Origin of the sequence: Streptomyces sp. NPDC002734 (assembly GCF_040295685.1) — a bacterium.
Taxonomy (GTDB): domain Bacteria; phylum Actinomycetota; class Actinomycetes; order Streptomycetales; family Streptomycetaceae; genus Streptomyces.
The window spans coordinates 26,447-46,891 of sequence record NZ_JBEOVU010000029.1; the positions used below are offsets into that span (position 1 = coordinate 26,447).

The following is a 20,445-nucleotide window of genomic DNA, read 5'->3' on the forward strand; positions in this document are numbered from 1 at the left end:
GCCTACGACTCGTGATCCGTCATGCCGTTCTTGACGGCCTCGTTGTTGCGCACCACCTCGGTGTTCTCCTTGACCGTCGTCTCGTCGCGGCTCTTGCCGTTCTTCGCCGCGCCGTTGCGGGCGGCGCCGCTCTTGGCCGCGTGCCGGGCGTGGGCGCGCAGCAGGCGGCCGCTGACGTCCTCCGGCGGCAGGAAACGGGACCAGCGCTCGGGGAACTCCGACGGGGTGTGCGCCTCGTCGTCGGGCGCGAGCGAACCCGCGGTGCGCGCCACGTAGTCGACGATCTGCGCCTTCCGCAGCCGCTCGTTCGCCTCACGGGCGGCGGCCGTCGCCGCGGCCGGCCAGACCCGGTCGATGGCCGCGTTGACGGCCGCGCCCACCAGCACCGCGAAGGCCGACACGCCGATCCACAGCAGGATCGCCACCGGCGCGGCCAGCGAGCCGTAGATGGTCGGCCCCTCGATGGTCGAGGTCAGGTACAGCCGCAGCAGCACGCTGCCCAGCAGCCACATGGCCAGCGCCACCAGCGCGCCCGGGATGTCCTCCATCCACGGCGAGCGCACCGGGACCGACACGTGGTAGAGCGTCGTCAGGAAGACGACGGACAGCACCATCACGACCGGCCAGTACAGCACCTGCACCAGCGACTCCGACCACGGCAGCACCCGCATCACCACGTCGGGCCCGGCCACCATCAGCGGCAGCGCCACCGACCCGATCAGCAACGCCACGATGAACAGCAGGAACGCCATCAGCCGGGTCCGGACGATGCCGCGCACCCCGTCCAGGCCGTACATCACGGTGATGGTGTCGACGAAGACGTTGACTGCCCGGGAACCGGACCACAGGGCGAGCAGGAAACCGAGCGAGATCACGTCGGGCCGGCCGCCGGAGGTCACGTCGTCGAGGATCGGCTGGGCGATCCCGGTGACGCCGCGGTCGGTGAGGACCCTGCGCGAGGCCTCCAGGATGTTGTGCTCCACCCCCTCGATCGTCTGCGCGCCGGTCCAGGCGTCCACATAGCCGAGCAGCCCCACCAGACTGAGCAGCAGCGGCGGCACCGAGAGCAGCGTGAAGAACGCCGCCTCGGCGGCCAGGCCGAGGATGCGGTACTCCATGCACGAGTTGACCGTGTCCTTCAGCAGGAGCCAGGCCGTCCGGCGCTTGGAGACGTTGCGGTAGAGGACGCGGGCCCGGTGGAGGCGGCCGCCGGAGGGCTCGTCGGTGTTTTCGCTTGCTGCCTGCACGGGGTAAAGGTAACGGCAGCGCGGCGCGTCCCTGACATTCCCGGGTGGCGGAGATCACCGCGCGGCGGGCGACCGGACGCACGGGACCCTGTGATCGACGGGTCCGGCAGGGTAGGTTCCGGCCCATGCCGGCAACGCACACCGTGACCAATCAGCCGCCGCCCCTGGCCGGGTACGACCTCTACAGCGCGGACCGCGCGCTGACCGAGGCCGTGGAACGGCACCTCGCACCCGAGCTGCTCGACGAGGCCCGCACCGAGCTCTCCGGTCTCGGCCGCAGCGCCGGGTCCTCCCAGGTGCAGGAGTGGGGACGGCTGGCCAACGAGAACCCGCCCACACTGCGCACCCACGACCGCTACGGGCACCGCGTCGACGAGGTCGAGTTCCACCCCTCCTGGCACCAGCTGATGCGCAAGGCGGTCTCCGCACAGCTCACCGCCGCCTGGTCCCGCCCCGGCGGTCACGTGCGGCGGGCCGCCGGGTTCCTGGTGTGGTCGCAGGTGGAGGCCGGGCACGGCTGCCCGGTCTCGATGACCCACGCCGCCGTCCCCGCCCTGCGCACCGAGCCCGCGCTGGCCGCCGAGTGGGAGCCCCGGCTCACCTCCACCGTCTACGACCCGGCGCTCGTCCCCGCCGCCGAGAAGCCCGGCGCCGTCTTCGGCATGGGGATGACCGAGAAGCAGGGCGGCAGCGACGTCCGCGCCAACACCACCGTCGCCCGGCCGCTGGCCGAGGACGGCGCCTACGAGCTCACCGGCCACAAGTGGTTCTGCTCCGCGCCGATGTCCGACGGCTTCCTGGTGCTCGCGCAGACCGGCGAGGGCCCCACCTGCTTCCTGCTGCCGCGCGTCCTCGCGGATGGCACCCGCAACGTCTTCCGCATCCAGCGGCTCAAGGACAAGCTGGGCAACCGCTCCAACGCCTCCGCCGAGGTCGAGTTCGACGGCACCTGGGCGCGCCGGGTCGGCGAGGAGGGCCGGGGTGTGCGCACCATCATCGAGATGGTCGCGGCCACCCGGCTGGACTGCGTGCTCGGCTCCGCCGCCCTGATGCGGCAGGCCGTCGCCCAGGCCGTCCACCACGCCGGCCACCGCGAGGCCTTCGGCGGTCTGCTCGTCGACAAGCCGCTGATGCGCAACGTGCTGGCCGACCTGGCGCTGGAGTCCGAGGCCGCCACCACCCTGGGGCTGCGCCTGGCGGCCGCCTACGACGCCGTCCAGGACCGGGGCGACGAGGGCGAGCGCGCCCTGCTGCGGCTGGCGGTGCCGGCGGCCAAGTACTGGGTGACCAAGCGGTGCACCCCGCTGGTGGCCGAGGCCGCCGAGTGCCTGGGCGGCAACGGCTACGTCGAGGAGTCCGGCATGCCGCGGCTGCTGCGCGAGTCCCCGCTCAACTCGGTGTGGGAGGGCGCCGGCAACGTCCAGGCACTGGACGTGCTGCGCGCGCTGCGCCGGGAGCCCGGGGCGCTGGACGCCTTCCTGCGCGAGGTGGGGCAGGCGCGCGGCGCCGACCACCGGCTGGACGGGGCGATCAAGCAGCTGCTGACCGAACTCGCGGACATGGAGGGCGCCGAGGCGCGGGCCCGCCGGGTCGTCGAGCGGATCGCCCTGGTCCTTCAGGGCTCGCTGCTGGTGCGGTTCGCGCCGCCGGAGGTCGCCGACCTGTTCTGCGCCTCCCGGCTCGGCGGCGACTGGGGCAACGCGTTCGGCACCCTGCCCCACTCGCCGCACCTCGCGGAGGTCGTGGAGCGGGCCCGCCCGGTGGCCTGAGCCCCGCCCGGCGGACGGGTGGTGCCGCGCGGTCCCGGCACCACCCGGAGGCACCGGCCGCACCCCCCGGGCACGCCGCGGGCCGCCGGTCCGCGCTCCGGGCGGCCCGGTGCCCGCCTCCCCGCCCCGCCGCACCCCCACGTAGGCTGACGGGCGAGTTCCGCAGCCCCTGGAGATGCCGCCCGATGTCCTTCCCCGCCCCGCCCCGCGAGTCGCTCCCGCACCCGCCGCGCACCCCGAGGCCGGCCCCCATGGAGCTCGCGGAGAGCCCGCGGATCGCCGCGCTCGCCGCGTCCGGGACCGCGAGCACCGAGGCGTTCTGGGACGAGGTCCGCGCCGCCGGCACCCCCCTGGTGGAGCCCGACCCGCAGGGGGCGCCGGACCACGCGCTGGTCACCTTCCTCTGGCGGGGCGACGAGGGGGTCCGCGCCGTCCTCGCCCTGCCCAACAAACTCGCCGACCCGCGCGACCCGGCCGCCAACCTGATGCGCCGCGTCCCCGGCACCGACGTGTGGCACTGGACGCTGCGGATGCGCACCGACTGGCAGGCCACCTACTCGCTCTGCGTCGACGACGGCGACGACCCGGACGCCCCCGCCCCGGGCGACCAGGCGTACTGGCCCTGGCTGCGCGGCCGCCTGCGCGTGGACCCCTTCAACTCCCGCACCCTCGCCCGTCGCTGGGGCGGGGAACCGCAGTCCGTGCTGGAGCTGCCCGACGCGCCCACCGCCGAGAAACTCTGGCGCCGCCGCCCCGACGTGGCCCGCGGAGCCGTCACCGAGCACCTGGTGCGCAGCGAACTGCTCGGCAACGAACGGCGGGTGTGGCTCTACGAGCCCGCCACCCGCGAGCCCGACGCCGAGCTTCCCGTCGTCATCCTCTTCGACGGGGAGATGTGGCAGCCCGAACTGGACGTCGCCGCCCTCCTGGACAACCTGATCGCCGACGGCTCCCTCCCACCGGTGGCCGCCGTGCTGCCGGAGTCCCTCGGCTCGCAGCGCCGTTACCGCGAACTCGCGCCCAGCGACACCTTCGTGGACTTCCTGCGCACCGAACTCCTCCCGTGGGCGGGCGGGATCCTGCCGCTGACCGACGACCCGGCCCGTACGGTGCTCGCCGGGCAGAGCCTCGGCGGACTCGCCGCCCTGTACGCGGCGGTGCGCGCCCCCGAGCGGTTCGGCAACGCCCTCTCCTGCTCCGGCTCGTTCTGGTGGCCCAACCACGCCGAGACCGACGGCGAGTGGATCACCGGCGCCATCCGCGAGCACGGCGTGCCCGACGGCGTGCGGCTGTGGCTCTCCTCCGGCGAACAGGAGTGGGTGCTGGTCCCCGCCACCCGCAACCTGCGCGAGGCGCTGGCCGAACGGGACGCCGACTTCTCCTACCGGCAGTTCAACGGCGGCCACGACTACCTGTGCTGGCGCACCGAGCTGGCCGACGGGCTGACCGCCCTGCTCGGCGACCGGGCCGCCCGACAGGCATAGGCCCACGGCCCGACAGGCGTAGGCCCACGGTCCGGTGGGCGTGGGCCTACGCCTGTCGGGCGTCAGCCCGCGGTCCGCAGCACGATGTCGCCGTTGTCGGAGCGCACGTCCAGCCGGTGGGCGCCCTCGGGGTCGGTGGCCAGCCCGGTGGTGACGTCGCCGTTGCCGGCCTCGGCGTCCACCCGGTACGCGGTGCCCTCCGGCACCTCCAGCGTCACGTCGCCGTTCGAGGAGGTGGCGTTCGTGCGGCGCGGCGCGGCGTCGAAGACCAGCTGGACGTCCCCGTTGTCGGATGCGACCGTCACCTGGGAGGAGGTCAGGCCGGTGGCCCGCAGGTCGCCGTTGTCGCCCTCCAGGGTGAGCGGACCGGTGGAACCGGTCACCTCCACATCGCCGTTGTCCGTCTCGATGCGCAGCGCGGTGCCGAAGCCCTCGGCCTTGATGTCGCCGTTGTCGCCGGTGACGGTCAGCCGGGTGTCCCGGGGGACCAGCACCTCGTAGCGGGCGGAGCAGTTGCCGGCCAGCAGACCGCAGTCCGTCCGCAGCTCCAGTCGGTCGCCGTCCATCTCCCAGGTGGCCTCCGGGTCGCCGATCAGCGCCCGGCCGGCGAACCACCGGGTCACCTCGATCTTCTCGACGTCGGCCGGGCGCACCGCGACGTCGCCGTTGTCGGTGTCGATGGTGAGGGGCCCCGCCGTCGCCGCGAAGGACCGCTTCTCCGGCTTCGCGTCGTCGAGGTCGGCGCCGCAGCCGCTCAGGGCCACCAGCGCGAGGACGGCGCCGGCGCTCACCAGGGCGACACGGGCGGTGCGGTTGACTGCGGCCACGAGGGCCTCCGTTCAGGTCGGGCGGGATGTGCACGTCGACGTGCTTCGACGCTTCCGACGCTACGGAGCGGGGCGCGCCGTCACGATCCGGTGCGCCCCCTTCGTCGTACGGGGGCTGTCCCTACCTTCGGCCTTCGCAGACCCACTCCAGGCCGCCGCGCAGGTGGGCCAGGAAGGCGGGGTCCGCGTACGCCGCGGCGTCGTGGCCCAGGGCGGTGAAGAAGACGCGCCCGCGGCCCTGCCGGTGGTGCCAGGCCAGCGGGTGACGGTCCTCGCCGCCGCGGAGCAGCACGGAGACCTCGGCCGGGTCGGGGACCGGGTCGAAGTCGTACCACTCGTCGCTCCACGTCCACTCGGCCGGCAGATGGGCCGTCGCCGGGTGCGCGCGGTCCTCGACCAGCACCACGTCCGTCCCGAACGGGGGATGGCCGGCGAACCGAGACCGCTGCAGCTGCCCCGTGTACCAGGGCCAGTTCTCCTCGGTGCAGGCCGCCGAGTGCACTCCGGCGAAGCCGGTCCCGGACTCGACCGCGGCGGCCAGCGCGGTGCGGCCGGCGTCGGTGAGGATGTCGCCCGAGGTGCAGAGGAACACCACCGCCGCGTACGGCGCGAGGTCGCCCTCCAGGGCGGCCGGATCCTCGGTGGCGTCCACGGTGAACCCCTCGAGGCCGCCCACCGCGGCCAGCGCGGCGGGGATCGAGTCGTGGCGGTAGTCGGTGGTGCGGGTGTGGACCAGCAGGCGGCGCGTCATGGCGACACGGTAGGCCGTACGGCACACCCGCCGGCGGGCGGAGGCCGGATCGGCCGCGCCCGCCGGCGGACGGGACGGCTCAGCCGCCCAGGAACTCGTCGACGAACGCGTTGCGGAAGGCGCCGCGCGGGTCCATCTCCGCGGCGAGGGCCGCGAACTCCCCGTGCCGCGTGTAGCGTCCGCGCAGCACCGGCCCGGGCACGGTGAACACCTTGCCCCAGTGCGGGCGGGGGTCGAAGGGCGCCAGCGCCTCCTCGACGCGGCCGATCACCGGCAGCACCGCCGCGGTGTCGTCCACCCAGGTGAAGTGCACCGCGACGCTGTCCCGGTCGTAGGAGGGGCTCAGCCACTGCCCGTCACCGGCCACCGTGCGGACCTCGCAGATCTGCAGGACGGGGGCGATCTCCTCGCGGACCTCGGCGAGGGCCCGCAGCGCCTCCACGGCCGAGCCGCGCGGCAGGAGGTACTCGGACTGGAGCTCGTCGCCGCTGCTGGGCGTGAACTCGGCCCGGAAGTGCGGCAGTCGCTCGTGCCAGGGGCCCGGAACGCCCAGCTGCTCGGTGCAGTTGCCCGCCGGCATGCCCGGCACCGGGTGCAGCGGCGCGTCGGCCGCGGGCGCCCACCCGAAGTCGAGAGGGCCCAGGTCCGTCCGGTGCTTGACCCAGACCTGCTCGAAGACCGGACGGCGCCAGGACGTGAACAGGCTGACGCTGTAGGCGGCCCCGGCGACTGCGGCGAAGTCCAGCCCTTCCAGCGGCAGCTCGGTGAAGACCCGCTGCTCGACCTCGAAGGCCGGCTCCAGGTCCAGGGTGAGGGCGGTGACCACGCCCAGGGCGCCCAGCGAGGTGACCACCCCGCCGAAGCGGGCGTCGTCGCGGCCCACCGTCGTCAGCGAGCCGTCGGAGGTGACCAGCTCCACCTCGCGCACCGCCGAGGCCAGCGGGCCGTTGGCCACGCCGGAGCCGTGGGTGCCGGTGGCGACGGACCCGGCCACCGAGATGTGCGGCAGCGAGGCCATGTTGGCCAGCGCCAGGCCCCGCGCGTGCACCTCGCGGGCCAGGCGGGCGTAGCGGACCTGGCCGCCGACCCGGACGGTACGCGCGGCCGCGTCCACCTCGACCTCGCCCGGCAGCTCGTCCAGCGAGAGCAGCAGGCCGTCCGCGCCGGGGTCGGCGATGGTGTTGAAGGAGTGGCCGCTGCCCAGCACCCGCACCCGGCGCGCGCCGGCCACGGTCTCCCGGAGCTCCCCGACGGAGGACGGCCGGGCCGTCGCGGCGGGGGAGAAGACGATGTTGCCGGCCCAGTTGGTGAGGGCGGCGGCGGTGGTGGTGCGGGGCATGCGAGGTTCCTTCGTGCGGGACGGAAACGCGCGGCGCGGGGTCCGGACTTCAGCCTCTCACCCGGGCGCGGGAAACCCCTCACCTGGCCCGACGACTGTGAGGTCCCCCACACCGGGGCCGCCGGGAAGGCGTGTCACGGGGACCCGGTCCCGCACCCGCGTCACCGGAGGCATACGGTGAGAAGTCGCGCATGGGAAGGAGAACGGTATGAGCACGGGCACGGGCAGTCGTACCGCGCTGGTCGAGGATCTGATGGAGCGGTTCCCGGGGGTACCGCGGGAGGCCGTGTTCAAGGAGGACCTGCTGCGAGGCGGTGTCGCCTTCGACGCCTCGGCCCTCAGTGACAACGAGGACGGCGAGGTCAAGCCGAAGTCCTACTTCATCTTCTCCTTCGACCACGGCACCCTGCCCGAACTGGGCGAGGCCGCGCTGCGGCGCCCGCCGGAGGAGATCATCCTCACCGGCGGCCCCTACGACCTGCGGCGCACCGTCGTCTCGGTCCGGGTCAACCCGACCTCCCCGTACCGGGTCGCCGCCGACGAGCACAACGTGCTGGGCCTCTACCTCGACGGGAAGCGCATCGCCGACGTCGGCGTGCCGCCGATGCCCGAGTACTACCGGCACAAGCTCTCCAACGGGAAGTCCGTGATGGAGGTGGCGCCCACCATCCAGTGGGGCTACCTGATCTACCTCACGGTCTTCCGGGTGTGCCAGTACTTCGGCGCCAAGGAGGAGTGCCAGTACTGCGACATCAACCACAACTGGCGCCAGCACAAGAAGGCCGGCCGTCCCTACACGGGCGTCAAGGACGTGGAGGAGGTGCTGGAGGCCCTGGAGATCATCGACCGTTACGACACCCAGAAGGTCTCCACCGCCTACACGCTCACCGGCGGCGCCATCACCTCCAAGGTCGCCGGGCGCGACGAGGCCGACTTCTACGGCCACTACGCCAAGGCCATCGAGGAGCGCTTCCCTGACCGCTGGATCGGCAAAGTCGTCGCCCAGGCGCTGCCCAAGGACGACGTGCAGCGGTTCAAGGACTACGGCGTCAAGATCTACCACCCCAACTACGAGGTGTGGGACGAGTACCTCTTCAAGCTGCACTGCCCCGGCAAGGAGCGCTACGTCGGCCGCGACGAGTGGCACAAGCGCATCCTGGACTCCGCGGAGATCTTCGGCCCGCGCAACGTGATCCCGAACTTCGTGGCCGGCATCGAGATGGCCGAGCCGTTCGGCTTCAAGACGGTCGACGAGGCCATCGCCTCCACCACCGAGGGCCTGCGCTTCTTCATGTCGAACGGCATCACGCCCCGCTTCACCACCTGGTGCCCGGAGCCGACCACGCCGCTGGGCAGGACCAACCCCGACGGGGCGCCGCTGGAGTACCACATCCGGCTGCTTCAGGCCTACCGCCAGACGATGGACGACTTCGGCCTGTCCTCCCCGCCCGGCTACGGCCAGCCCGGCCCCGGCCGCGCGGTCTTCTCGGTGAGCTCCTTCATGGACAGCCTCCCCGCCGACGAGAGCTACGTGGACAACGAGATCGCCGCCGCGACGGCCGAGCCGGCCTGACCGCGACGGTCCGTGCCAGGACGCCGCCCGCGCCACCGCGCCCCACGAGGGCCCGGAGCGCGGGCGGCGCCGTGTCCGGGTGTGACCGGTGGGGCGGCTGGGCAGGATGCCGGTGCCCGGGCGGTCGTTCCCGCGCGGCGCACCGCCGCGCCGGCGGCCGGCGCGGAACCGGACCGGGGGATTCGCATGACCATACGCACCTGGCGCCGCCGGGCGCTCGCCCTGCTCGCCTCCGCCGGACTGCTCACCGGCGTGGCCCTGACCGCCGGCGCGGCCCCGGCCTCCGCCCTGCCCAACTTCACCTTCAGCCCCGTCTTCATGGCCGACGGCGACGTGCGGATCGACGTGAAGAACAACGGCAGCCACGCCGGATACGCCTACTGGTGGCAGGACCCCTACCTGGACTACCCCGGTGACACACTGGTGGCGAACGACAGCCTCGCCGACGGCTGGGGCATCCGGGCCCACCTCAGCACGGGCCGCGTCGCCAGCACGGCCGGGCACAACTCGCCGTACGAGGACTGGGCGAGCGGCAACCTCGGCGAGGGCAACCGCTACACCATGTGGGTGTGCGCGGTGAAGGGCGACACCGCGATCTGCAGCAGCCGGTACGAGGTCACCGCCTGAGCGGCCCGCGGCTGCCCTGTACCACGGGGTGACATCGCCTGGAAACAGGCGTGCGAAAAATGGGTGGTACTTTTTCGGTCATGTCGAGTTCTGCCCTCTCGACCACGGCCGACCCCCAGGCCGCGGTCGACTCCCCGGCCGCGCCCACGGCCCCCGCCGCCCCGGCCACTCCGCACACCCTGGTGGAGAACCTCGCGGCGTACGTGATCGGCGCCTTCCTGATGTCCTGGGGGCTCACCCTCCTGCACGCGGTGGGCGGCGTCACCGGCGGTCTCGCCGGCACGTCCTTCCTCATCAGCTACGCGGGCGGGCTGCCGCTCGGCGTGGTGTTCTTCGTGGTCAACCTGCCCTTCTACTACTTCGCCGTGCGCCGCATGGGCCGGTCGTTCACCCTGCGCACCCTGGCGGTGGTCGCGCTCACCTCGGCGCTGACCCCCGTCCAGCAGGAACTGGTCACCCTCTCCGGGATGAGTCCCTGGTACGCCGCGGTGTTCGGCGGCCTGTGCGTCGGCCTCGGCATGATCGTGGTGTTCCGCCACAACGCCAGCGGCGGCGGCTTCGGCATCCTCGCCCTGCACCTCCAGGACCGTTACGGATGGCGGGCCGGGTACGTGCAGCTCGCCCTGGACGCGGTGGTGATCCTCTGCGCCCTGCCGCTGGTGGAACCGACGGTGGTCCTCGCCTCGCTGGCGGGCGTGGCCGTGCTCAACATGGTCATAGCGATGAACCACCGGCCCGGCCGCTACAACGGCAGCTGACCGCCGCACCCTCCGTCCCGCCTCCCCGCAGCGCCCGCCCGGCGCCCCTGTTCAGGATCGGTCCCGTATGTCCTTCACGCCGTCGCCGGCCCCGGCCGGCGCGCGTCGCCGCCTCTGGCCCGCCCTGCCCGCCTGGACACGCGACCCCAAGGTCTGGCGGACCGAGGTGCTGGCCGGCCTGGTGGTCGGGCTCGCCCTGATCCCCGAGGCGATCTCCTTCTCGGTGATCGCGGGCGTCGACCCGGCGGTCGGCCTCTTCGCCTCGTTCCTGATGGCGGTGACCATCTCGGTGGTGGGCGGCCGCCGGGCGATGATCTCGGCGGCCACCGGCGCGGTGGCCCTGGTCATCGCCCCGCTCAACCGGGAGCACGGGTTCGGATACCTGATCGCGGGCGTGATCCTGGCGGGCGTCTTCCAGATCGCGCTCGGCCTGCTCGGCGTCGCCCGGCTGATGCGGTTCGTGCCGCGCTCGGTGATGGTCGGCTTCGTGAACTCGCTGGCCATGCTGGTCTTCCTCGCGCAGATCCCCGAGCTGACGGACGTCCCCTGGGCGGTGTACGTGCTGCTCGCGGCCGGTCTGGCCATGCTGGTGTTCTTCCCCCGCATCAGCAGGGCGGTGCCCGCCCCGCTGGTCACCGTGGTCATCCTCACCGTGATCACCGTGGCGGCCGGGATCGCCGTGCCGACGGTCGGCGACCGCGGCGAGCTGCCGTCGGCGCTGCCGGTGCCGGGGCTGCCGGACGTGGCGTTCACCCTCGACACCCTCACCACCGTGGCGCCCTACTCCTTCGCCATGGCGCTGGTGGGTCTGATGGAGTCGCTGATGACGGCCAAGCTGGTCGACGACATCACCGACACCCACTCCGGCAAGACCCGGGAAGCCGTCGGCCAGGGCATCGCCAACATCGTCACCGGCTTCTTCGGCGGCATGGGCGGCTGCGCGGTCATCGGCCAGACCATGATCAACGTCAAGGTCTCCGGCGCCCGCACCCGGCTGTCCACCTTCCTGGCCGGCCTCTTCCTGCTGATCCTGTGCGTGGCGGCGGGCCCGGTGGTCTCCGAGATCCCGATGGCGGCGCTGGTCGCGGTCATGATCATGGTCTCGATCACCGCGTTCGACTGGCACTCCGTCGCCCCCCGGACGCTCCGGCGGATGCCGCTGGGGGAGACCGCGGTCATGGTGATCACCGTCGTCTGCGTGGTCGTCACCCACAACCTGGCGGTCGGCGTGGTGGTCGGCTCGATCACCGCGATGGTGGTCTTCGCGCGGCGGGTCGCGCACCTGGTGGACGTCACCGCCGCCGTCCGGCCCGAGGAGGGGCGGGTGGTCTACCGGGTGACCGGTGCGCTGTTCTTCGCCTCCTCGAACGACCTGGTGACGCAGTTCGACTACCAGGGCGACCCGGAGGACGTGGTCATCGACCTGTCCGCCGCGCACATCTGGGACGCGTCCTCGGTGGCCGCGCTGGACGCCGTCGAGAACAAGTACGCGCAGCGGGGCAAGCGGGTCACCGTGGTCGGCCTGAACGAGGCGAGCGCCCGCATCCATGAACGGCTGGCGGGGCGCCTGTCCTCCCAATGACCCGCCGGCGAGGGCCCGGCCCGGACCGGGCCCTCCGTCGCGCGGGCGGGATCAGACCTTGCCGCCGCAGATCACGTCGTACGGCCGGCCGATCGCGAACAGCAGCTCCATCGGCTCCGTCGTCCCCGACGGGCACTCGGCCTTCTTCTTGACCAGTCCGAGGACCTTCAGGTCCGACGACCCCGCGGACGCGCAGGCGATCTCCTGCGCCCGGTCGTCCACGCAGTCACCCTTCACCAGCTGACCGCCGCCCGCGCCCGCGTCGCCCGGGTGGTCGCCGGACAGGTTGCGGCCGCAGACCGTCTCCGTGGGGATGCCACCGCCGGAGTTCGAGCGGCCGTAGCTGATCGACACCTCGATGATCAGGTCGGTGCCCGCCGGGCACTGGATGGACTCCGGCATGATGGAGGCGTCCATGATCTCCAGCGCCTCGAAGGTCGCCCCGGAGTCGTCGCAGTCGATCATCCGGTAACTGGCGGAGCCCTTCTCCGGGTCCGGGCCGCCGCAGTCGCCCTTGCTCCAGTTGCGCGCCTTCACGTCGCCGCCGGACGACGACGAGGACGCGGACGGCGACGCGGACGGACCCGAGGTGTCGTCGTCGAAGACCTGCGAGGCCCCGAACCCGAGCGCGATCACCACGCCCAGCGACAGCAGACTCCCCAGACAGCCCTTCGCCCGGCTGCCCGCGGACGGCCGCTGCGGCGGAACCGGTGGCGGTGGCGGTGGGGTGTTGTTCTGCCAAGCCACGGTGGTGTGCCTCCCCTGCACTCGACTCGACGGACACGGAGGAGGACGGCGGGCCGGTACGGGCGGTTCCGCCCCGAGGTGCCGGAGTCGGTCAGGTGGTGCGAAGGGTCGTGCGGGCCAGCTCGTACGCCGGGAGCATGGCCTTGTGCTCCTCCTCGTCGGACCCTCCGAGGTGCAGCACGACGGGTCCGCCGGGTGTGACGACGGCCAGGGCGCGCTGGGGTACCAGCTTCTCCCACAGCGCGCTGGTGGTCATGTAGCTGACCGTGGCGGCCTCGAGCCCGTCCTCGGCCGTGAACGTGCCGTACTCGGCCTTCTCGGAGCCCTCGGTCTCCGCCGCGACGAACTCCTTCAGCACGGCGGTGGCGTCGTCGTCGGACGGGTCGCCCGTCCACACGCGGAGGAAGCCGATGTGCCCGGCGCCCTTGGCGTCGACCTCGCATGCGGCCGCGACCGGCCCCTGACGGAACAACTCCTCCAGGCCCTCCATCTCCTCCGGCACGTCCTCGCCCAGCGCCTCGGCCCCCTGCACGGCCTCGGCCTTCCAGCCCTTCGCCACGTCGAAGGCCACGGGCAGCTCGCAGGCCGACCCGTCCGGTCCCACGGTCCCCGCGCTCTTCGCGACCTCCGCGGAACCGCCCTTCGCCCCGGCCGGGGCCGACGCCGAGGGCCCCTCGCCGCGCCCCGCCGCCGGGTCCCGCTCCGCCTCCCCGGCGGAGCACCCCGACAGCACCGCCCACACCACGGCGCCCACCGCCACCCCGCTCGCCGTTCTCCGCATCTCCCGCCCCTTCCGGTCGTCCGTGATCAAGCAGCGCACTGTAACCCGCGGCGGATCCGGGGGTGCGGGCGGGCGGAGCGGGATCAGGCCGCGCGGAGGGCGCCGCAGCACGGCCCCTCCCGCCCCCTGCCGTCGACGATCGGGCAGCGCGAGGTGCACCCGTGCCGGTACGGTCCCGCCTATGGCACTGAACAGGAAGGGCTCCCGGCGGATCACCGTCGACGGGCGGGAGTACCGGTGGCGGATCCGGCGGCAGGCCAGTTGCGGTCAGGGGTGCTGCGGGGAGGCGCCGCTGACCTACGCGGTCGAGGCCGCCGGCACGCCCCGGGCGGCGGGGACGGTGCTGTACGTGACGACCGGCCACCTGCGCCCCGACAACGTGTTCTGCTCGGAGTCCGTGCCGGTCCTCCCCTCGCAGGTGGCCGCGGGCATCCGGGCCGCACTGGCGGACGGCTGGCGGCCCGCCGCATCGGGGTCCGCCTTCCGGCTCACGCAGCCGGAAGGCTGAGGCGCGGCCGGGGGCTCAGCCCAGGACGGTGCGGAGCGCCGCCAGCAGGCGGTCGACGTCCGCGTCGTCGTTGTAGAGGGCCAGGCCCACCCGCACTCCGCCCGCGTCGCCGAGCCCCAGGTGGCGGGAGGCCTCCAGGGCGTAGAACGAGCTCGCCGGGGCGTCCACCCGGTGGTCGGCCAGCCGCCGCGAGACCTCGGCCGCCTCGACGCCCTCGACGGTGAACAGCAGCGTGGAGGTGCGGAGCCCGGCCCGCGAGTGCAGGGTCACGCCGGGGTGCTCGGCCAGCCCTTCCTCGATGCGGGCCCGCAGCCGGTCCTCGTGGTGCTCCACCGCGGCGAAGGCGGCGACCAGCCGCGCACGACGGTCCGTGCCCTCGGCGCCGGCCGGCGCGAGGGAGGCCCAGAAGTCCACCGCGGCCCGGGTGCCGGCCAGCAACTCGTAGGGCAGCGTGCCCAGTTCGAAGCGCTCCGGGACGGCGTCGCTGGACGGCAGCAGCTTGTCGGGGTGCAGCGACTCCAGCAGCTCCGCCCGCCCGGTGAGCACGCCGAGGTGCGGGCCGAGGAACTTGTACGGCGAGCAGACCAGGGTGTCCGCGCCGAGGGCGGGCAGATCGACGGGCACGTGCGCGGCGTAGTGCACCGCGTCGACGTGCAGCAGCGCGCCCACGGAGTGCGCCAGGGCGGCCAGGGCCGGCACGTCGGGACGGGCGCCGTTGAGGTTGGAGGCTGCCGTCACCGCGACCAGACGGGTGCGCGGCGAGAGCACGGCCTCGACGTGCTCCGGGCGCAGTTCGCCGGTGACCGTGTCGAAGTCGGCCCACCGTACGGTGGCGCCCGCCGCCTCGGCGGCCTGGACCCACGGGCGGATGTTGGAGTCGTGGTCCAGCCGCGTGACGATCACCTCGTCGCCCGGGCCCCAGTCCTTGGCGAGGGTGCGGGCCAGGTCGTACACCAGCTGGGTGGCGCTGCGGCCGAACACCACGGTGGAGGCGGGGGTGTTGAGGAAGTCACCCATGGCACGGCGGGCCCCGGCCACGATGTCGTCCGCGTTGCGCTGCGCCTCGGTCAGGCGGCCGCGGTTGGCCAGCGGGCGGGTGAGCGCCTCGGCGATCGCCTCCACGACGGGCGCGGGCGTCTGCGTGCCGCCGGGGGCGTCGAAGCGGGCCCAGTCGGAGGCGAGCAGGGCGGGGAAGGCGGCGCGCACGGCGGCGGCGTCGAAGGGCGCGTCGAGGGACGTCTCGAGGGACATCGGGGGCCTCCTGGGCGGGTCTGAGGGCGACTTCAGGCCATGATCGCAGCAGTGTGCGAGGGATGGAACGTGCAGGTCCGGACGCTCGGCGGCTCCCCAAAGCCGCTCCGCGTCCGGACCCTTCGCCGGAAGGTCGGAGGCCTGTGACCCTCCGGTGGTCCCAATTCGCCCCGTGTTCGCTCGGTGGACTCAGTAGGCGCGCAGCCCCCGGGCCCGGAACTGCCCGCGGACCCGCTCCACGAGTTCGGCGTCCGGCGAGGGGGTGTCCCGCAGCGGGAAGGGCAAACCCATCGCCTCGTACTTGGCCGCCCCGAGCTTGTGGAACGGCAGCACGTCCACCTGCTCCACGCAGCTCAGCCGGGACAGGAAATCGGCCAGGCCGTCGATCGCCCCGGCGTCGTCCGTCCAGCCCGGGACCAGTACGTACCGGATGCGGGTGCGGACCCCCAGCCGGTCCAGCCGCCGGGCGAACTCCAGCGTGGGCGTGAGGGACCCACCGGTGAGCTCCCGGTAGCGGGTGGCGTCGAAGGACTTGATGTCCAGCAGCACCAGATCGGTGTCGGCCAGCAGTTCCTCACTCGCCCGCGCCCCGAGGGCGCCCGAGGTGTCCAGCGCGGTGTGCAGCCCCGCCTCCTTGCAGCGGCGCAGCAGCTCGCCGGTGAACGCCGGCTGCAGCAGCGCCTCGCCGCCGCTGACGGTGACCCCGCCGCCGGACGCGGCGATGAAGCCCCGGTAGCGGTCGATCTCGGCCATGACCTGGTCGACGGTCCGCTCCTGCCCGTCCCGCATGCGCCAGGTGTCGGGGTTGGCGCAGTACAGGCAGCGCAGTGGGCAGCCGCTGAGGAACAGCACGAACCGGGTACCGGGACCGTCCACGCCGGGGGACAGGTCCCAGGAGTGCACGCGGCCGGTGGTGGCGGCCTTGGCGGCGGGCGCCTCGCGGACAGGGGCGGTGGTCGTCATGTCACACGCTTCCGTGGAAGGTGCGGCCGATCACGTCGAGCTGCTGCTCCCGCGTGAGCCGCACGAAGTTGACGGCGTAGCCGGAGACCCGGATGGTCAGCTCCGGGTACTTCTCGGGGTGCTCCATCGCGTCCTTCAGGGTGGCCCGGTCCAGGACGTTGACGTTCATGTGGAAGCCGCCGGCGGCGGTGTAGCCGTCGAGGATGCCGACCAGGTTGCCGGGGCGCTCCTCGGGCCAGTGGCCGAGGCCCTCCGGGGTCACGGTGGTGGTGAGCGAGACGCCGTCGCGCGCCTGCTCGTACGGCAGCTTCGCCACCGAGAGGGCCGAGGCGACCACGCCGCGCCGGTCCCGCCCGTTCATCGGGTTGGCGCCGGGCGCGAACGGTTCGCCCGCGCGGCGCCCGTCGGGGGTGTTGCCCGTGTGCTTGCCGTAGACCACGTTCGAGGTGATCGTCAGCACCGACTGGGTGTGCTCGGCGTCCCGGTAGGTCGGGTGTCGGCGCACCTTGGCCATGAAGGACTCGACCAGCTCCCGGGCGATGTCGTCGGCGCGGTCGTCGTTGTTGCCGTACGCCGGGTAGCCGTCGCCGTCCTCGAGCACGTAGTCCACGGCCAGCCCCGTCGCGTCGCGCACCACCCGCACCCGGCCGTGCTTCACGGCGGAGAGACTGTCGGCGGCGACCGAGAGGCCGGCGATGCCGCAGGCCATGAAGCGGTGCACGGGGTGGTCGTGCAGCGCCATCTCGAGGCGCTCGTAGGCGTACTTGTCGTGCATGTAGTGGATGACGTTCAGCGCGTCGACGTACGTCCCGGCCAGCCAGTCCAGCATCCGGTCGTAGGCCGCGCGCAGCTCCTCGTGGTCCAGGTACTCGCCGCTCAGCGGCTCGGCCGCGGGGGCCACCTGCTCGCCGGTCATCTCGCCCCGGCCGCCGTTGATCGCGTAGAGCAGGGCCTTGGCGAGGTTGACCCGGGCGCCGAAGAACTGCATCTGCTCCCCGACGCGCATCGCCGAGACGCAGCAGGCGATCGCCGTGTCGTCACCGGTGTGGGTCCGCAGCAGCTCGTCGGACTCGTACTGGACGGCGCTGGTGTCGATGGACACCCGTGCGCAGAACTCCTTGAACCCGGCGGGCAGCGCCGCCGACCACAGCACGGTCATGTTGGGCTCGGGGGCCGGGCCGAGGTTGTAGAGGGTCTGCAGGAAGCGGAAGGAGGTGCGGGTGACCAGCGGCCGTCCGTCCTCGCCGATGCCGCCGATGGACTCCGTCACCCAGGTCGGGTCGCCGGAGAACAGGGCGTCGTACTCGGGGGTGCGCAGGAAGCGCACCATGCGGAGCTTGATCACGAAGTCGTCGATCAGCTCCTGTGCCCGCGACTCGTCGATCACGCCCTCGGCGAGGTCCCGCTCCAGGTAGACGTCGAGGAAGGTCGAGGTGCGGCCCAGCGACATCGCCGCGCCGTTCTGCTCCTTCACCGCGGCCAGGTAGCCCAGGTACAGCCACTGCACGGCCTCGTGGGCGGTGGCGGCGGGGCGGGAGACGTCGCAGCCGTAGGTCGCGGCCATCTGCGTCAGCTCCCGCAGGGCCTTGATCTGCTCGGCGAGCTCCTCGCGGTCGCGGATCACGTGCTCGCTCGAGGGCAGCGCGTCGAGGCGGGCGCGCTCGGTCTTCTTCTGCTCGATCAGGCGGGCGGTGCCGTAGAGGGCGACGCGGCGGTAGTCGCCGATGATCCGGCCGCGGCCGTAGGCGTCCGGGAGGCCGGTGATGACGTGGGCGCGACGCGCCGCCCGCATGGCGGGGGTGTAGGCGTCGAAGACGCCGTCGTTGTGGGTCTTGCGGTACGTGCCGAAGATCTCGGAGACCCGCGGGTCGGGCTCGTAGCCGTAGGCCTTGAGCCCGTTCTCCACCATGCGCAGGCCGCCGTTGGGCATGATCGCCCGCTTCAGCGGGGCGTCGGTCTGCAGACCGACGATCAGCTCGCGGTCGCGGTCCAGGTAGCCGGGGGCGTGCGAGGTGATGGTGGAGGGGGTGGCGGCGTCCACGTCGAGGATCCCGCGGCGGCGCTCCTCGGCGAGCAGTCCGTTCAGGCGTTCCATGACCGCGCGGGTCCGGCTGGTGGGGCCGGACAGGAACGAGGCGTCGCCCTCGTACGGGGCGTAGTTCGCCTGGATGAAGCCGCGCACGTCCACCCGGTCCCGCCAGCTCGTGCCCGCGAAGCCGCGCCAGGCGCGACCGCCCTCGCGTGCGTCGACGGGTCCGTCGCCGGTCGGGGCGTCGGTGGTCGCGGTGCCGGGTGCTGCCGTGGTCGTGGTCATGGATGCTCTCCCTTCGCACCTGTCACAACATTTGGTGCGAACCGGAACATTCCCCTCGATGTGAGGTAAATCCCTTCGATCGGCGTGGGGCGGCGAAGTCCCAGGTCAGGGGCGGGTGGGGTGGCTCATCGGCGGTCGAGTGGGCGGTGCGATGATCGGATGTCACGTGTGCAGCCGAGCGGCAGGGGAGGACGGGGCAGTGACCGAGCGCCCGCAGAGGACGGCCTGGATACGCCGGTTCCACACCGCGGCGGCGGACGCGCCGCACGTCGTGTTCTTCCCGCACGGCGGCGCCGGCGCCACCTACTTCCATCCGCTCTCCCGCGCCCTCGCGCCGGCCGTCCAGGCGCTGGCCGTCCAGTACCCCGGGCGGCAGGACCGGATCGCCGAACCCCTGGTCCCGGACGTCGGCGCACTCGCCGATCACATCGCCCGCGAGCTCGAGCCCTGGGCCGACCTCCCCCTGGTGCTGTTCGGGCACAGCCTCGGCTCGGCCGTGGCCTTCGAGACCGCGGTCCGGCTGGAGAGGGGCGGGGCGAGGGTCGGCGCGCTGTTGGCCTCCGCCCGGCGGGCCCCGTCGCTCACGACGCGTCGCGAGCTGCCGGCGCTGGAGAGCGACCGGGAGGTGCTCGACATCCTGGAGCTGCTGCGCGGGGACACCGGCGCCCCGATCCCGGAGGACCCGGCCTTCCTCGAACTGGTCCTGCCGACCGTCCGCAACGACTTCCACGCCAGCAACCACTACCGCGCCCCCGACGGGCTGCGCCTCGCCTGCCCGGTGATCGCACTGGCGGGGGAGAGCGATCCCGCGGTCGAGGTCGCCGAGGTCGAGCGCTGGTCGCTGCACACCACGGGACCGTTCCGGCTGCGCAGCTTCCCGGGCGGCCACTTCTACCTCGACGACCGGCTCGAGGAGATCCGCGCGGAGATCGCGTCGGCCGCGGGAGTGGTCGGCGCCTGACGCGACCGCCGGGCGGCGCGGGTGCCGCGTGATGCGACCGCAGGGGTGAGGTGACCGTTCCCGCCCCGGGCGCGGGCGGGTCCTATCGGAAGGCCTCCACGTTGCGTGCGGCCCAGTCCGCGAAGGTCCTGGCCGGGCGGTGCAGGACCCGCTCCACGTCCGGGCCGGCCGTCCGTTCCTCCGGAACCGGGGCGCCCAGGATGTCCAGCGTGCCGGTGACCGCGTCCTCGGGCATGAACCGTGCCATCCCGGCGTGCGCCTGCTCCCGCGAGAGTTCGACGAACCGGACCTCCTCGCCCAGGGCCTCGCCGAGGGCCGCCGCCTGCTCCCGCGGGCTGACGGCCCGCGGCCCGGTGAGGGTGTACACGCGCCCCGCGTGCCCCTCCTCCAGCAGGGCGGCCGCCGCCACCGCGGCGATGTCGGCCGGGTCGACGACCGGCAGGGCCACGTCGCCGAACGGGGCGTACACCGTCCGCTCGGTGCGGACCGTCCCGGCCCAGGCGAAGGCGTTGGAGGCGAACCCGCCCGGCCGCAGGACGGTGTGGTCCACGCCCGCCGCGCGGACCGCCTCCTCGAACGCGCGCAGCCGGGCGGGCGAGAGGGAGTCGGGGCGGGTGGCGACGCTCTGCGAGGAGAGCAGGACGACCCGCTTCACCCCCGCGTCCACCGCCGCCTCCAGCAGCGCCGCCGGGCTCTCGCCGGAGACGTTCAGTTCGCCTCCCAGCAGGACGAAGAAGGCGTCCGCGCCCTCGAGAACGGGACGCATGCCCGCGCTGTCACCGACGTCCGCCCGCACGTGCCGGACACCGTCGGGCAGCCCCTCGGGCCGCGGCCGCCGCGAGACGGCGACGACCTCCCCGCCCGCCTCGGCGAGCAGCGGAACCAGCGTGCGCCCGATGTTGCCGGTGGCGCCTGTCACCACGATCATGGGGAACCCTTCGTCAGTGAGTGAGTCGGCTGACT

Annotated in this window: 18 protein-coding genes; 8 read left to right on the forward strand and 10 right to left on the reverse strand. The window is 73.3% G+C overall.

Features of this window, described 5'->3' with window-relative positions:
- Positions 1-2: 2 nt before the first annotated feature.
- Positions 3-1,247 (reverse strand): YihY/virulence factor BrkB family protein, encoded by a 1,245-nt coding sequence (locus ABT026_RS23645; RefSeq protein ID WP_351117131.1) that lies wholly within the window; start codon positions 1,245-1,247, stop codon positions 3-5.
- A 125-nt stretch (positions 1,248-1,372) separates the two neighbouring features.
- Between ABT026_RS23645 and ABT026_RS23650 the strand changes: the two genes are divergently transcribed.
- Positions 1,373-3,016 (forward strand): acyl-CoA dehydrogenase family protein, encoded by a 1,644-nt coding sequence (locus tag ABT026_RS23650; protein ID WP_351117132.1) that lies wholly within the window; start codon positions 1,373-1,375, stop codon positions 3,014-3,016.
- Positions 3,017-3,201: 185 nt separating this feature from the next.
- Positions 3,202-4,500 (forward strand): enterochelin esterase, encoded by a 1,299-nt coding sequence (gene fes / locus ABT026_RS23655; protein ID WP_351117133.1) that lies wholly within the window; start codon positions 3,202-3,204, stop codon positions 4,498-4,500.
- Positions 4,501-4,562: 62 nt separating this feature from the next.
- On the opposite strand, the gene ABT026_RS23660 is transcribed toward fes, so the two are convergent.
- From ABT026_RS23660 to ABT026_RS23670, 3 genes are all read right to left on the reverse strand, one after another.
- Positions 4,563-5,327, reverse strand: a complete 765-nt coding sequence (locus tag ABT026_RS23660) for a DUF4097 family beta strand repeat-containing protein (RefSeq protein WP_351117134.1) — start codon at positions 5,325-5,327, stop codon at positions 4,563-4,565.
- A 121-nt stretch (positions 5,328-5,448) separates the two neighbouring features.
- Positions 5,449-6,078: a ThuA domain-containing protein gene (locus tag ABT026_RS23665; RefSeq protein WP_351117135.1), complete on the reverse strand. Its 630-nt coding sequence runs from the start codon at positions 6,076-6,078 to the stop codon at positions 5,449-5,451.
- Between the two features lie 79 nt (positions 6,079-6,157).
- Entirely contained in the window at positions 6,158-7,417 is a 1,260-nt protein-coding gene (locus ABT026_RS23670) for an FAD-binding protein (RefSeq protein WP_351117136.1), read from the reverse strand.
- A 208-nt stretch (positions 7,418-7,625) separates the two neighbouring features.
- Between ABT026_RS23670 and ABT026_RS23675 the strand changes: the two genes are divergently transcribed.
- The 4 genes from ABT026_RS23675 (at position 7,626) to ABT026_RS23690 (ending at position 11,957) form a co-directional block, all read left to right on the forward strand.
- Positions 7,626-8,990 carry a radical SAM protein gene (locus tag ABT026_RS23675; protein WP_351117137.1) on the forward strand — a complete coding sequence of 455 codons (1,365 nt, stop codon included), beginning with the start codon at positions 7,626-7,628 and terminating at the stop codon, positions 8,988-8,990.
- A 186-nt stretch (positions 8,991-9,176) separates the two neighbouring features.
- Positions 9,177-9,617: a hypothetical protein gene (locus tag ABT026_RS23680; protein ID WP_351117138.1), complete on the forward strand. Its 441-nt coding sequence runs from the start codon at positions 9,177-9,179 to the stop codon at positions 9,615-9,617.
- 80 nt (positions 9,618-9,697) lie between these two features.
- Positions 9,698-10,375, forward strand: a complete 678-nt coding sequence (locus ABT026_RS23685) for a YitT family protein (protein WP_351117139.1) — start codon at positions 9,698-9,700, stop codon at positions 10,373-10,375.
- A gap of 67 nt (positions 10,376-10,442) precedes the next feature.
- Positions 10,443-11,957, forward strand: a complete 1,515-nt coding sequence (locus tag ABT026_RS23690) for a SulP family inorganic anion transporter (RefSeq protein WP_351117140.1) — start codon at positions 10,443-10,445, stop codon at positions 11,955-11,957.
- 51 nt (positions 11,958-12,008) lie between these two features.
- Here the strand turns inward: ABT026_RS23690 and ABT026_RS23695 are convergent, their stop codons facing one another.
- On the reverse strand, positions 12,009-12,704 hold the full coding sequence (locus tag ABT026_RS23695; RefSeq protein ID WP_502968040.1) for a hypothetical protein: 696 nt from the start codon (positions 12,702-12,704) through the stop codon (positions 12,009-12,011).
- 91 nt (positions 12,705-12,795) lie between these two features.
- Positions 12,796-13,515, reverse strand: a complete 720-nt coding sequence (locus ABT026_RS23700; RefSeq protein WP_351117141.1) for a lipoprotein — start codon at positions 13,513-13,515, stop codon at positions 12,796-12,798.
- 151 nt (positions 13,516-13,666) lie between these two features.
- Here ABT026_RS23700 and ABT026_RS23705 point away from each other — a divergent pair, with 151 nt between their 5' ends.
- Positions 13,667-13,993 (forward strand): hypothetical protein, encoded by a 327-nt coding sequence (locus ABT026_RS23705; RefSeq protein WP_351117142.1) that lies wholly within the window; start codon positions 13,667-13,669, stop codon positions 13,991-13,993.
- Positions 13,994-14,008: 15 nt separating this feature from the next.
- Here the strand turns inward: ABT026_RS23705 and ABT026_RS23710 are convergent, their stop codons facing one another.
- From ABT026_RS23710 to pflB, 3 genes are all read right to left on the reverse strand, one after another.
- The gene (locus ABT026_RS23710; protein ID WP_351117143.1) at positions 14,009-15,244 is read right to left on the reverse strand and encodes a cysteine desulfurase-like protein; all 1,236 of its coding nucleotides are present in this window, start codon (positions 15,242-15,244) and stop codon (positions 14,009-14,011) included.
- 189 nt (positions 15,245-15,433) lie between these two features.
- Positions 15,434-16,207, reverse strand: coding sequence for a pyruvate formate-lyase-activating protein (gene pflA, locus ABT026_RS23715; RefSeq protein ID WP_351117144.1), 774 nt, complete (start codon positions 16,205-16,207; stop codon positions 15,434-15,436).
- 1 nt (position 16,208) lies between these two features.
- A complete protein-coding gene (gene pflB, locus ABT026_RS23720) occupies positions 16,209-18,521 on the reverse strand; it encodes a formate C-acetyltransferase (protein ID WP_351117145.1) in 2,313 nt (770 codons plus the stop codon).
- Between the two features lie 199 nt (positions 18,522-18,720).
- Here pflB and ABT026_RS23725 point away from each other — a divergent pair, with 199 nt between their 5' ends.
- The gene (locus tag ABT026_RS23725) at positions 18,721-19,482 is read left to right on the forward strand and encodes a thioesterase II family protein (RefSeq protein ID WP_351117146.1); all 762 of its coding nucleotides are present in this window, start codon (positions 18,721-18,723) and stop codon (positions 19,480-19,482) included.
- A gap of 82 nt (positions 19,483-19,564) precedes the next feature.
- On the opposite strand, the gene ABT026_RS23730 is transcribed toward ABT026_RS23725, so the two are convergent.
- A complete protein-coding gene (locus ABT026_RS23730) occupies positions 19,565-20,410 on the reverse strand; it encodes an NAD(P)H-binding protein (protein WP_351117147.1) in 846 nt (281 codons plus the stop codon).
- Positions 20,411-20,445: the final 35 nt, after the last annotated feature.